Genomic DNA, 13,631 nt, shown 5'->3' with positions numbered 1-13,631 from the left:
CGGCCGCATCGCACCGCCCGAGGGCGCCGATCTGGGCGAGGCATGGACTTCTTTCGCTGCCGCCTATGCGGCCGCCGTGGCGGACTGGCGCGCCAATGGCTGCGGGCGCAATTCGCAGCTCGCTCAAGCCGAGCTCTACGGAAAACTCCTCGAGGCACTAAGAAAATCGGCACCCGGTGATTTGAACCGGCGCGATCTCTGGGAGCCGGTTCTGCGGATTGGGGCGATTCAGATCGCTGGAACGGCACCGGCCGCGATCGTCGCCCCTTGGCATCCCATGCGAATGGCCGCCACCGCGGTGAAGATGAGGGCGCTTGCCGGACTGCTGGATCACCTTCTGACCGCTGAGGAAGTCAATTTCGGCGACCCACGCCTCTTCTTCGTCGATCTGCGGTCCGAGCTCGCGCACCCGTACTATCCGGAAGCCGTGCCTGGCTTTACGGGCGGCGAGGCGGTGCTGCTGACCGAGACAAGCACCAGAAACGACTACAGCCTGATGGAGCGGCCCGTCCGTGATCCGGACGAAGCATCCACTGACGTGGATCCGGCGGAGGCCGCCCGGGAAATCCGCGGGCTGATCGGGCGATATCTCGATCTGCAGCCGCATGAACGCGCCAATTTGAGTATCATGCTGTACAACTGCGATGCGGCGGGGCTGCCGCTCGCAACGGTGAACGCGTTGGGCTCGGTGCATGAGGACGAGGTGCACTGCAACGTCCTTGTTCGGCATCGAGATCGCTCGAAACTCAACAAGGTTTACACCGATTTGCTGGAACAGTCGGGCAACGACCCGGATGCAATCGTGGTGAGCGAGACCTCGCTCAACTTCATGTCCAAGCTTCGGATCGGCGTGATGCTTGACGGCGGTACCGGACGCCGGGCGTCCGAAGAACGCAGCGTCGACGTGGCCTTCCTGCATGACGTTGTTTCACGTCAGGCGCGGGAGTCCTGGCTCGCAGTTCCCCGCGACGATGAGGCGGATCCATCGATTGTCGATCACGTGCCGCCACGGTGGTCCTATCGTCGGGTGGTTGGAGAAGAACAGCTGACCGCCACAAGCTATCTCGTCTCACCCCGCCAACCCCGCGTCGGCTGGGCCTATCTCGACGCTTTGGCCTCTGTTATCCGGAAGCAATCCCACCGCGAGACCGAGCACTTTCTTCCGGCCCGTCAGATCTCGTTGCAGGATCACGGGCTCGAGGCGATGTTCAAGGACGTCCACGGGCTGGCCGAATGGGTCGCGACCTATGACGACCTGTTGGATAAGCGGCAGCTTTCCGCACAGGGCGTGAAAGTCATACGCTATCGCCGGGAGCGCACCCATGGCCGCAACATGGTGGTGTCGTCGACATCCGATCTTCGGGTGTTGCCAGTTCTCGTTCGCCGACGCTTGGATCAACTCAGCTTGGGGCTTAGCGACGAGCGGATTGGAACTCTCGCCAATCGGATGATCGCTGATGCCACGGCGATCTCGGGCGACATCATTCTTCGGGCGGCGAAGCGCGGTGTTTCCGCGGGCGAGTTGCTGGGACTTGTCCTCAGCCGCGCGCTTGTTGCGGAGGAGTTTGCGAAACGGCCGGCATCATGGTTCCTGCTCGACGACTACGCGCAGTGGCTGGGGCAGCGCGAGGAAGGCATTGCCGACATTCTTGCCCTCAGCGTCGACCCGGATTCGAACGGGCGGCCGCGACTGCGCGCGATCGTGACGGAAGCGAAGTATGTCGACGCTGCCGGGCTCGCCGAGGCAAAGCGCCATTCGGCGCAACAGCTGAGGCAGACGATGCGTCGCGTCGAGGACGCATTGTTCGGCGATCCGGGACGGCTGGATCGTGACCTGTGGCTCTCACGACTCGCCGACATCCTCCTCGATGAGCCGTCGGCACTCACTTCGGGATTGTCGATCGAGGACGTAAGAAACGGGATTCGTAACGGCACGGTGGAGATCGATCTCAAGGGCTACTCCCACATCTTCGTCTCGGGACCTGCTGATGCATCGGCGTCGGTGGGCGACCAAGAGGAAGTGACTGAGGTTCGCGGCCTGCAGGAAGTCTATTCCCGCGAGGGCCTCCGGCAGCTGATCAGGGCATACGAGACGTCGGCTTCGCTGCTGCCGGTCAGGTGCGCGCTTGGCGATCGCAGACCTTGGGAGAAGTCTGAGTTTCGTTCCCCCGCGCCACGGGTCCGCTGGACCTCAAAAGATGTGACTGGACAATCCGCGAAGCCCGCCCCGGACCAGGGACCGCCATTCGCTCCTGACGTCGCTCCGCCGGCGCCCTCCCCTCCGGTCGCCGGAGGCGGTGCAGGCGCCCCCGTGGCCAACAAGGAAAACGAATATGGCGGCCACCAGGCCGAAGGAGGGAGCCTCGCGGCCGACGAGGCGGCGACGCCGTCCCCTGCCCGGCCGGAGTCGGCCGAAAGCTTCGCCGCAATGGTCAGCCGTCAATCAGGACGGATCGAGACCGAAGCAAGTGAGGATCTTCAATGGTTGGAGGCAACGGCGAACCGGTTGCGCACAGCCCTCATGGGGTACAATCTCCAGGCCAAAGTGGCGGGCATGCGGCTGACGCCAAACGCGGCTCTCGTGCGGTTCGTGGGGAGTGACCGGCTGCGTGTTGAAGATATCGAGGCCAAGCAATCGGCACTGCTGACGACACATGGCCTGCGAGTGATCTCCGTCTCTCCGCTCCCGGGCGAGATCGTGGTGGGCGTCGCTAGGCCAAAGCGGCAGATCGTTTCGATGTGGGACCTTTGGGCCCGTCGGGCACTCAATCGCAATGCAGCGGGATTGAGCACGAGCTTCCTGCTCGGCCTGCGCGAACTTGACGGCGAGATTCTTTATCTCAATCTCGGCGGCCCGTTCGCAGGGGGATCCCAGCATGACCCCCACACGCTTATCGCGGGTGCCACGGGTAGTGGCAAATCCGTTCTCATACAGGCGCTGATCCTCGACATCGCGGCAACAAATCCGAGCGCCTTGGTTCACGTCCATCTAATCGATCCCAAGATGGGAGTGGACTACTCGGCGATCGAGCGCCTTCCCCATGTCAAGGGTGGCATCGTCATCGATCAGGCTGCGGCCATCGAGATGATGGAGAGCCTGGTCGTCGAGATGGACCGTCGCTACGAGCTGTTTAGAGAACACGGCGCGCGCGATATCCGCTCGTTCAATGTCAAAGCTGCGCCGGAAGCCAGGCTGCCGATGAAGTTCCTCGTCCATGACGAGTTTGCCGAATGGATGCTGACCGAGGACTACAAGAGCGCCGTCACATCCATCGTCTCACGGCTTGGCGTGAAGGCGCGGGCGGCCGGCATTCACCTTGTCTTCGCCGCACAACGGCCCGATGCCGGCGTGATGCCCGTTCAACTGCGTGACAATCTGGGCAACCGCCTGATCCTCAAGGTCGCGAGCGTCGGCACGTCGGAGATCGCTTTGGGCACCAAGGGTGCAGAAAATCTGCTCGGCCTCGGTCACCTGGCAGCGCGACTGAGCGGCGAGGCGACGACTGTGTTCGCACAGGCACCGTTCTTGTCGGATGACGACATCGAATCCGTCGTGACAGCGATCGCCTCGCAGGACGGCAAGGGAGTGACCGACTAGGCAGGTGCTGCGGGAGTGGGAGGGGCGAAGAGAAGGACGGTCGCGTAGATCACGCCTGCGGCCGATATGACCGCAGCGATCCACAGCAGAAACTGGATGATCTTGACGGTTGAAGGCGGCCACGTGTGATCCCTGAGGGAAACAGCGTACGCTCCGTCAAGCTTGTTGAGGTTGTCGATGTAGCGGGAGAAGGCAAGGCTGAAGCGTCCCATTATGAAGACGCTGGAGACGCTGACGACAGCCGCGAACAGGAAGATGCCGACAGCAATCAGCCGATCGGTTTTGAGCTGGGTGGCCGCGAAGTACCACAAGCCGCCGATCGCGACCGAGAAGAGCGGCGGGATCTTGTAGAGGATGTCGTTCATTGCCCTGAAGTGAGCGTACTGCTCCTTGTAGATTTCGTTGACGCTTACGTCTTTGCCTTCAGCCATGGGGCTCTCCCTGGATTGGGCCAGCAATCTAGCAGGAAACCGCGATGACGCCGACTGCAGCTCATTTCGGTTTTGAGGAGAGATGGATTACGTTGCTGGCAAGATGACGAGCATTGCGGGCGCCTATGCCGACTTACCTTGATGGACATTCAACCACCCCGCTGGCTCCAGAAGCGCTCGAAGCGATGTCACCATGGTGGCATGCCCAAGTCGGCAATCCGCACTCTCCGCACCTGGCGGGCCAATTGGCGTCGCAAGCGGTGGAGAATGCACGTTCAGAAATCGCCTTGCTGGCGGGCTCAGATTCGCAGGAGCTCTTCTTCACTTCAGGCGCCACCGAAGCGAACAACATCGCGATCCGCGGCACTGCGCTTGCTGCTCTCAATCAGGGCGACGATAGGCGCGAAATCGTCGTTTCAGCGATCGAGCACAAGAGTGTGCTGTCATCGGCGAGTTCGCTCAAGGCCGCGGGATTTAGAATCCTCGAAGCCCCGGTGACCCGCGATGGCATTATCGACCTAGACGCACTCGAGCATTTGGTTGGACCCGCCACGCTCCTTGTCTCGGTGATGGCCGTCAACAACGAGGTCGGGTCGATCCAACCACTTCCCGAGGTCGTCCGCATAGCGCGGGCAGCGGGAGCGCTCGTTCACGTAGATGCTGCGCAGGCGCTCGGGAAGATCCCTGTCGACTGCGGTGAGTTCGACTATGTCAGCCTGGCATCCCACAAAATGTACGGGCCGATGGGGGTTGGTGCGCTCTTCGTCTCGTCGGCCGCTCAGCTGCGACCCTCGCCGGTCCTGTTTGGCGGCGGACAGGAGGGCGGAATTCGGCCTGGAACGGTGCCGACACCACTCGTCGTGGGTTTCGGCGCCGCTGCGAAGGTCGCCAGGACCCGGATCGGCGCAGACGCCAGACATTCACACGTCCTGTCGGGCCTCTTTCTCGATGAGATGCGCAGCAGGCAGGTTCAATTCACGGAAAATATTCCTGAGACGCTTCGTGTCCCCGGTAGTCTGAGTTTGCGGTTTCCAGGAGCTGAAGCAATGTCGATCATCGCCAGGGCCGGTGATCGCTTGGCAATCTCCGAAGGATCAGCTTGCACGAGTGGACAAATTACTGCGTCCCACGTGCTGACTGCGATGGGATTGACTTCACAGCAGTCCTTGGAGACTGTCCGATTGTATTTCGGGCGTTACAATACCGAAGCAGAGGCGGTCGATGCTGCGAGCACCATGTCGCAGATAGTGGCGCCCTAGGGATTGCCGCTGGCGACGGTCTCCAGTAGCATCGCCTCCCATGTTGAATGACCTTTACGATCCGGCCACCGCGATTCGCGTTTCGGGCCACGAGACCTTTGCGCTTCGCCTGCTGTGGCTGAAGAAGGCGTTTGATGCTGCGTCGGGCCCGGACGGTGTCGATCGTAGAACATTTCAGGAACAAAGTGCAATCGCTACCTTCGGTGTCGGCAGGAACATGGCGCTGTCTATGCGGCATTGGGCCTTGGCGACGAAGGTCCTGGAGGATAGTCCTGATCATCTTCGACTGCTACCAACAGAGGAAGGTCGCCTGATCTTCGCGGATCGTACTGGACTCGATCCCTATCTGGAGCACCCTTCTACCCTGTGGCTGATGCATGCCCACCTCGTGAGCGAGCCGCAGGCAGCAACGACGTTCTACTACGCGTTCAACGTCCTCAATCAGGTTGCCTTTACGCGCGAAGATCTCGTGCGGGCCATGGCGGCGATTGTGGAAGCCCGGGCCACGACTAGAGCAACGGCGGAGACGCTCAAGCGCGACGTCGAGGTTTTCGTCCGTAGCTACGCCCCTCGCTCCTCCGACAGTGGCGAAGATGCCGCTGAGCCCCTACTGGTCGAGCTTGGGCTCCTGCGGGAGCATCGGTCGACCGGGCAGCTCGAGTTCGTGCGCGGTCAGAAGCCGTCGCTGGAGGACAGCATCTTCGCGCTCGTGTTGAAACGCTTCTGGGAGCGGCAGCACGCTGCATCGCCGACGATCTCTGTGGAACAGGCTCAGTATGGCGCCGGCTCGCCGGGGCGCGTGTTCAAGCTGGACGAGGACAGTCTCGTCGCGCGTTTGATGGCTATTGGCGAGGCAACCGCGGGAAAGATGGTGTGGACCGATACCGCCGGTCTCCGTCAGGTCGCCTTGAACGCCCGGCTCGACACGATCGACGACGTCAGCCTCATCAAGGCCGGGTATCGGGAGCGGAGAGCCGCATGACCAAGCTCGCCGAACTCGTCAAGGTCGAGCGCCGATTTGCACTGTCGGCGAGGATCGATACCGATCTCAATGGCACGCCACCACTGACCGGTTATGTCTTGCAGGCAAGCGTGCGCAAATCTCTCGTCGCGATGGTGACCGGAATTGCCGAAGGATCGCAGCGAGCGTTCACTTGGACCGGGCCGTATGGGGGCGGCAAGTCCTGCGCCGCCCTGCTCGTGGCCAACCTGGTAGCTGGCAACAAGAAGCAGCGCTCGCTCGCCGAGGCCATTGTTGGGCCGGACATGGTGGAGGAGTTTTCGTCCGCCTTCCCTGGCCGTGGTCGTACATGGGATGTACTCGCGCTGACCGGACGGCGCACGAGCCTCACCGCGGCATTGGCGGAAGCGGCCGCAGCAAAATTCGACTGGTCGGAGGCCATGCTCGCCGGCGCTCGCGACGAACGGGTGCTCATCGACCAACTGGAAGCCCATGCGCGTCAAAGGGGCGGCCTGCTCATCGTCATCGATGAGCTCGGCAAATTCCTCGAGCATGCAACGGGCTCTGCCGGCGACGTCCACATTCTGCAGGATCTGGCGGAGCGGGCCGCGCGCGCTAGCGGCAAGCTAGTGGTGATCGGGATCCTGCATCAGTCGTTTGAGCAATACGCCAACCGACTCAGCCGGGCGGGTCGGAACGAATGGGCGAAGGTCCAGGGCCGATACCAGAATGTGCCGTTCGTCGCGCAGGCCGACGAGGTCGCAGCACTCATCGCGCGGGCGATCGGAAGTGACCATGCCCCGACGACCGCGAAAACCATCGCCGCTCGGACGGCCGAAGCGATCTCGCATCGGCGGCCCGTAGATGTTGGGAGCCTGACCGAGGTTCTGACTCAAACGTGGCCGTTGCATCCGGTATCGGCCCTGTTGCTTGGGCCTGTATCCCGGCAGCGGTTCGCGCAAAACGAACGGAGTGTTTTTGGCTTCTTATCCTCGGCCGAGCCCAACGGATTCCAGGCGCATCTGGTCAGGACCGATACCGGCGACAACGCTTGGTACGGCCCTGATCAACTGTGGGATTATCTGATTGCTAACTTCGGGAGCGCCCTGTCGGTCGGCCCCGAGAGCAATCGGATGACGCTTGCCATGGAGGCGGTCGAGAAAGCGGCACTGTACGGTCCATTGGCGGCCAAGCTCGCTAAGGCCGCAGCAGTGATCGAGCTGTTCAGGAACGGGTCCGGGCTCGCGGTCGCTGACGACATCCTGCTGCTCTGCGCTCCGGAAGCGAAGAAGGCAGATATTAGCGCCGCGATCGACGAATTGGTCAATCGTGCGATCCTTATCCGGCAGCCTCGGCTCGGCGGCTACGCGCTCTTCGCAGGTAGTGATTTCGACCTCGACGAGGCTATCTCCAAGGTCGGACTGCAGCTGGATGCCGAAGCCCTCGCAGACCTCCCGTCCCGCTTGGGCGTCGGACCGGTCGCTGCCAAGAGCCACTACTTTTCGACCGGGGCGCTGCGCACATTCGACGTGATCATTCAGTTCGCTGACGAAAGCCCGCAAAGTCCAGCCGCGTGGGCCAAACGCGCCGCAGCCTCACTGGCGAAGACGAAACGGCGCGCGGCCGGTCTTCTCGTCATGCTGCTTCCCGATCCGCGGACCTTCGATGCACCGGTGAAGGTCGCAGCCAAGCAGCTCAGCATTGAGCTTGAGAACTTGGGGATCCTCGCCGGTGTCGCGGCGAGCGAGCAGGTATACGTGTTGCGGGAGCACGCGACGGACCTCTACGCCCTCGATCGCATCGAACAGACCCATCCACAGCTCGAGGGTGATCGGATCGCGCGGCGAGAGCTGTCGGCGCGCAAAGCATTGATCGCCGAGATCGTGAGAAGCGACCTGTTGAAGGCATTCTCGTCGGCCCGTTGGTGGGCGTTCGGCGACAGCGCGAAAGACCTGGAGGGCAAGAAACTCGATGGCCGGCAACTGACGGTCGTCGCCTCTGCGCTCTCAAGCGCGGCCTTCAACAGCGCGCCGGTCATCCAGTCGGAGTTGTTGTATCGAGACAAGCCGTCAACCGCGGCGATGGCTGGCCTACGCGCGTTGATGCATGCGATGGTATCGAAGGCGGATGCCCCCGACCTTGGTATCGAAAACTATCCGGTCGAACGCGGGCTCTATCTCACCATTGTCCAGCCGCTAGGCCTCCATCGGAAGGACGAGAAGGGCGCATGGCGCTTCACCGACCCTGGTGATGATGACGTAGGCCGTTCGCTTCGGGCCGCATGGTCGAAGCTCGCGGAGAAGCGGGTCAATCTCGCCGCTCTCTTCGAAGCATGGTCCGACAGGCCGTTCGGCATCAAACGCGGTGTCATGCCGGTCTTGGCGCTGTCGTATCTGCTGGCACATCGGAACGCGGTCGCTGTCTATGTCGACGGCGTATTCCAGCCTGCCATCGATGACATCGTCGCAGACCGCATGCTGCAAGATCCCTCCGCGATCGAGTTTCGGAGAATATCGCGCTCGAAACGAGACGAAGCCTTCGTGCAGCAGCTCGCGGCACTTCTCTCGACGGAAGCGGAACCCGTGGAAGCTAAGGCGCTACCCGTCGCGTCGGCGCTCTATCAACGCTTCCACGCGCTTCCGCTGTGGGCGCAGCGTACCCAGACGCTGCCCGAAAAGGTGCGGAAGGTCCGAGACATCGTCCTCAAGGCGAGCGACCCTGAGGCTCTGCTGTTTTCTGATTTGGCTTCAGCGCTCGAAAGAGAGCCTGATCCCGGGGTGAGTGTCGTAACTGCTCTTCACAAAGCAGAGTACGCCTATCCAAAAATGCTGGACACGCTCCGCAGGAGCCTTGCCGAGCACTTGGGTGTTGAGCCCCAGACGTTTGAAGGTATTGGCCCGCGCTCGTCGACCGCGTCAGGCGTATCGGCAGAGTTGCGGGTAGATGCTTTTATCATGCGTGCCGGCGCATTCGAAGGCGGCGAAGGCGACATCGAGGGACTGGCGAGCCTTCTCGTTCACAAGCCACCACGGAACTGGTCCGATCGCGAGCAGGAACAGGCCATGTTCGAATTGGCCAAACTCTGCCTGCGCTTCCGCGAAGCGGAGACATTCGCAGCCGTCCGGAACAGGTCACCGACATCGCAGGCCATCAGCGTGATGGTCGGGCTAGACCCGAAAGAGAAGCCGCTGTTCCATGCGTTCCAGGTGTCGAAGCAGGAGTTGGCCACTGCCGACAAGGCCGCGGACGACTTGATGGCGCAGCTTCGCGAGAAAGGGATGAGGCCAGCCGTGGAGCTTGCCGCCCTGGCGCGCATCGTGGAGCGCCTTTCGGATAGCAAGGGGAAGGAGCCGGCATGACGGCTGAAGCGGGTGAGCGGCATATTCTTGGAATCTCGGGTGGCCGGGACAGTGCGGCCTTGGCCGTACACATGCGGCAGACGCGTCCTGACCTAGACCTCGAGTACTTTTTTACCGACACCGGCAAAGAGCTGGCAGAGGTCTACTCGTTCCTGGACAGGCTCGAGGGCTTCTTGGGCAAGCCCATCACCCGCCTGAATCCGGATCGCGATTTCGATTTCTGGCTCAAGGAGTATAATCACTTCCTGCCGTCGCCAAAAACGCGCTGGTGCACGCGGCAGCTCAAGCTCAGACCGCTCGAGCAATGGCTTCGCACCGACCTCGATGCCGGTGTCGTCGTCCATTCCTATGTGGCGATCCGCGCGGATGAACAGAGCCGGGAAGGATATCAGTCGACGCACGCCAATATGCGAGTGCACTTTCCCCTGCGCGAAGACGGCATCAATCGGGCACAAGTCATCGAGACGCTCGAGAGCGCCGGCCTGGGCGAACCAGAATACTATCGGTGGCGAACGCGATCTGGCTGCACATTCTGCTTCTTCCAGCAGAAGATCGAGTGGGTGCGCCTGATGCGCGAGCACCCGCAAGCCTTCGACGAGGCCAAAGGCTACGAGAAGACGGCGCGCGACCATGGTTCACCCTTCACGTGGAGCCAAGGAGAGGGACTTGATGAGCTCAGCGCCCCGGCCAGGGTCGAGGAGATCGAGCGCGAATTCGAGCAACGTCGTGCACGCCTGCTCGCTCGGCGGCGGGTAAATCCGCTGGCCGGAGCTCAGTCTCCCACGATCGACGACGTCTACGGTATCGATGAAGCCTCCGCGGGCTGCGTGATCTGCCACAAATAGGGTATGCAGTCGCTGCTGGCGGCAGCATCCCGACAATTCGATCGTGGTCGGTGGTGGTAGACCGCGCTAGATCGGTGCGCTGCTGTCCAGGATCGCGCCGTGCAGTCCGACAAGTTCATCGACCCGCGTGCGGTTATCCTCGAACAGGTGGCTCGGTAGTTCGGCCAGGTCTGTAGACGCCACACGGTCGAAAAGCGCGTAGCAGATCTCTCCGTTGTTGTGGCGCGACCGGTATGCCAGGCCATCGAGCGTAGGGAATTCGTTGTAGAGGTCGAGCGCCAATGCTCTTGAGGGGCCATAGTCGTCGCTGGCGCTCACCGAGGCGTCGACACCATGGAACAATAGGCCCTCGTCCATGATCTTTGCGAGGGTAAGCTGGCGCTCGATGCGAATGGGTGTCCATTGCCGTTCTTCGATGTAGTCGCGCCGCACGATCCGTCCAGCCGGCCGCCGGAGGAGCGTTTCCACGAAGGCACCTTCGAGCCGGCGGGCCGCATAGAGGACGCCATACTGACCGGCGGGTGCATCGAAACGGTTTTGCGGCGGCCTGCCTGCACCGGGCCCGAAGAACACGGCGCCCTGCCCTTTGCGGTGAATACGCACGACGATCTCGCCGGCATCGAGCTGTGCCGCGAGCAGGCCTGACGGGAACCGAGAAGTGGCTGGGGACGATGCGGGCAATGCTAGTTCTCATCCGCATCGAGATATGCGGCCGCGGCATCGACAACCTTTTGCACGTCTCCGGCCTTGAGTGCCTCGACCGGTGCTACGGCCAGATTGGGATCCTGCTCGAGCAGAAATTGCAGCGCTGACCAGCGACCGGCCTTGCTGCCATCGAACGGTTTGATGACTTTCGCCAACCCCTCGATGATTGACGTGCGTTTCCCTTCCTCCACGAATTGAAACTTCGGAAGGACAAGTTCAGCGCCGTCCATAAGCCCGAGCGCGGATCCGGCCTTGACCCGTTTGTGCAGCGCCTGCCGACTCGTACCGAGGAGCTTCGCGGCCTCGGTGAGTGAGAGCCCTCCCCCGGCACGTTGCAGCAACAGCCGCGACATCTCGGCGAAGCGCACATCAGCGGGCAGCTCCTGTGGACGTGAGGCGCCCTCGACCTCTGCAAGCAGGTTGGCGGACAAGCGGAACTGGTCCGCGGCGAGCTCGACATGGCGAGCCAACTCGGAAAACGCGCGTGTTCGGTCATAGCGGCACAGGCGAAGGAGCTCGTTGCGCGCCGGCGTCAGATCGCTGAGGATGACAAACGCGTCGATGGCAAGGCGCTCCGCTCGTGGCGTCGGCTTCCACTGGTGAACGAGCGCGTTCCGAAGCTGCCGCGAGCAGTCGAAGACGTCGTGAACGATGCTGCCGTACCAAGTGCGAACCGCAGCACTGCGACGCGACGCCGATCGTGCTTTGGCGAAATCGAAGTCGTGGACGGCGGCCTCTTCGAAGGCTGCGCTCATCAGCAGTGCCGCGCTTTGGATCCGATAGTTAAACACGAATACCAGGCGTAGCGCCGGGCTGGCCGTTGCCTCGGATGCGAGCCAAGGCGTCAGTCCCGCAACAAGGTGAGACCAATGGTCGACGTCGTTTCGATCTCGAATGTCGCGCGCCGTGTCGAGCAGGTGCCTGGCATAGCGACCGTACAGCTCATCGCTTGGCTCGGAACGGTCGCCGACGCCCGCGGCCAATAAATGCTGCAGCGAATGGGTCGGGGCGATCATCAACAGATCGGCGAGATAGTCGGACACACCCTTCCCCGCGTCTCTCGCCCTCGCCTCCACAACGGCCCGCACGACGGGGTCGATTTGAGTTTCCTGAGTAGTCTGCTCCGCGCTCATTGTCGCCCACTGGCCGGCAGGCCAGTGCCTTGGTTGATAACAAGGTTGATAGATAGCGCCGTTTCGTGCCATTATCAACCTTTGAGTATCAACCCCCGCCCGAAGACGACGAGGTCGTCGGGCAGTTGGCGCCCGACGAGCAACTAAGCATGTCCACCACAATCCTTCCGCGACTGATCTCCTGCGACGAGGCGGGCTTCACCGGGAACCGCATGCTCGACGGCGCCCAGCCCTACTTTGCCTATGCATCGGTGGACCTCGCCCTCGACGAGGCTAACTCGATTGTCAGCGATCTACGCTCACGCTATCGCCTGCAAATGGGAGAGTTGAAGGCGGCCAAGTTGCTGAAGCGGCCGCGTGGCAGGGCGATCATTGCCGAGGTTCTCGAACGGATTCAGGGGCGCTACATCGCGACGCTCTACGACAAGCGCCTGAGCCTGGCGGCCAAGTTCTTCGAATACATCTACGAGCCGGTCCTGCAGCGGAACAACATGCTGTTCTACCACCACAACCTCCACCGGTTCGTGGCGACATTTCTCTACATGCAGATAGTGGCCTCCGGCGAAGGCGCCGAGGAAGTCGCCGTTCAGTTCGAGCGCTTCATGCGATCGCTTGACCCGGCTGATGCGCCGGCATTGTTCGGTGCCAGCGACGAGGAGCATTTCGACATGCTGCTCGGTCCGATCCTGCGGTTCGCGCGCGGCTACAATGTCACCGTCGCTAGAGAGACGCGCAACCTGCAATTAACCGGCGACAACGGCAAGTGGGTGCTGGATCTCACGATCAGCGCCGTGACCGACCATCTTCGAAACTGGGCAGAACGGCATCCTCTGCTTGAAGTCGTGTGCGACGACTCCAAGCCTCTGCGCGCCCTGGCCGGCATCTATGACGTCATGGTCGATCGACCCGACCCGGTCTACATGGAGGCATTCGGCAAGCGGGTGCGCCTCACGTGGAATATGGCAAAGCCGATTTCGTTCGTCTCCTCCGCGGAGCATCCGGCCGTGCAGCTCGCCGACCTGGTCGCCGGAACGGCCGTCGCAGTCGCTGCCAGTCAGGGCGATGAGAGGTACCGGCAACTCGCGGAAGCTATCCAGCCGCATCTGAGCGAGGAGTGCATTCTTCCCGATTTCGACATCATCGACCTAGCCGGAGACGAGGCGCCGGTGAACATGTTCGTGCTCGAGGAACTCGCCAACCGAGCCGACAGAGGCATGGATCCACTTATCGGCATGGAAGAGGTCTATGCCGTCGCCAAGGCGACCTTGCCTGACTTTCGCCGTCGGGTCGCACTAGGCGAGCGAGCATCGGCCGCCCTCCTTTGAGCAGACACGCTCGCC

At 62.1% G+C, this 13,631-nt stretch carries 9 protein-coding genes; 6 read left to right on the top strand and 3 right to left on the bottom strand.

Features of this window, described 5'->3' with window-relative positions:
• The coding region (locus FJ434_RS21010; RefSeq protein ID WP_140796816.1) for an FtsK/SpoIIIE domain-containing protein at window positions 1-3,598 on the top strand (3,598 nt) is incomplete at its 5' end.
• Here FJ434_RS21010 and FJ434_RS21005 read toward each other — a convergent pair.
• Window positions 3,595-4,029: a hypothetical protein gene (locus FJ434_RS21005; RefSeq protein WP_140750956.1), complete on the bottom strand. Its 435-nt coding sequence runs from the start codon at window positions 4,027-4,029 to the stop codon at window positions 3,595-3,597. The two genes, FJ434_RS21010 and FJ434_RS21005, sit on opposite strands and share 4 nt — an antisense overlap.
• 125 nt (window positions 4,030-4,154) lie before the next feature.
• Between FJ434_RS21005 and FJ434_RS21000 the strand changes: the two genes are divergently transcribed.
• Genes FJ434_RS21000 through FJ434_RS20985 form a run of 4 tightly spaced genes read left to right on the top strand, consistent with a single transcriptional unit; the run spans window position 4,155 to window position 10,453 of the window.
• Window positions 4,155-5,288 (top strand): cysteine desulfurase family protein, encoded by a 1,134-nt coding sequence (locus FJ434_RS21000; protein WP_140750954.1) that lies wholly within the window; start codon window positions 4,155-4,157, stop codon window positions 5,286-5,288.
• A gap of 40 nt (window positions 5,289-5,328) precedes the next feature.
• A complete protein-coding gene (locus FJ434_RS20995; RefSeq protein ID WP_140750952.1) occupies window positions 5,329-6,270 on the top strand; it encodes a DUF4007 family protein in 942 nt (313 codons plus the stop codon).
• Window positions 6,267-9,608, top strand: a complete 3,342-nt coding sequence (locus FJ434_RS20990; RefSeq protein WP_140750950.1) for an ATP-binding protein — start codon at window positions 6,267-6,269, stop codon at window positions 9,606-9,608. Before FJ434_RS20995 ends, FJ434_RS20990 begins: the two co-directional genes overlap by 4 nt.
• Complete coding sequence (locus tag FJ434_RS20985) at window positions 9,605-10,453, top strand: phosphoadenosine phosphosulfate reductase family protein (protein WP_140750948.1); 849 nt, start codon at window positions 9,605-9,607, stop codon at window positions 10,451-10,453. Before FJ434_RS20990 ends, FJ434_RS20985 begins: the two co-directional genes overlap by 4 nt.
• A gap of 66 nt (window positions 10,454-10,519) precedes the next feature.
• Here FJ434_RS20985 and FJ434_RS20980 read toward each other — a convergent pair whose 3' ends face one another.
• Together FJ434_RS20980 and FJ434_RS20975 are read right to left on the bottom strand one after the other, a co-directional pair.
• Window positions 10,520-11,134, bottom strand: coding sequence for an RES family NAD+ phosphorylase (locus FJ434_RS20980; RefSeq protein ID WP_140750946.1), 615 nt, complete (start codon window positions 11,132-11,134; stop codon window positions 10,520-10,522).
• Window positions 11,135-11,136: 2 nt separating this feature from the next.
• Window positions 11,137-12,201: a hypothetical protein gene (locus FJ434_RS20975; protein ID WP_246678349.1), complete on the bottom strand. Its 1,065-nt coding sequence runs from the start codon at window positions 12,199-12,201 to the stop codon at window positions 11,137-11,139.
• A 215-nt stretch (window positions 12,202-12,416) separates the two neighbouring features.
• Here FJ434_RS20975 and FJ434_RS20970 point away from each other — a divergent pair, with 215 nt between their 5' ends.
• The gene (locus FJ434_RS20970; protein WP_140750942.1) at window positions 12,417-13,616 is read left to right on the top strand and encodes a DUF3800 domain-containing protein; all 1,200 of its coding nucleotides are present in this window, start codon (window positions 12,417-12,419) and stop codon (window positions 13,614-13,616) included.
• The last annotated feature ends 15 nt before the right edge of the window (window positions 13,617-13,631 follow it).

Source organism: Mesorhizobium sp. B2-5-13 (assembly GCF_006440535.1).
In the GTDB taxonomy this organism is placed as follows: Bacteria; Pseudomonadota; Alphaproteobacteria; order Rhizobiales; family Rhizobiaceae; genus Mesorhizobium; species Mesorhizobium salmacidum.
The sequence above is the reverse complement of the archived record's forward strand: the minus strand, read 5'-3'. Positions and strand labels throughout refer to the sequence as shown.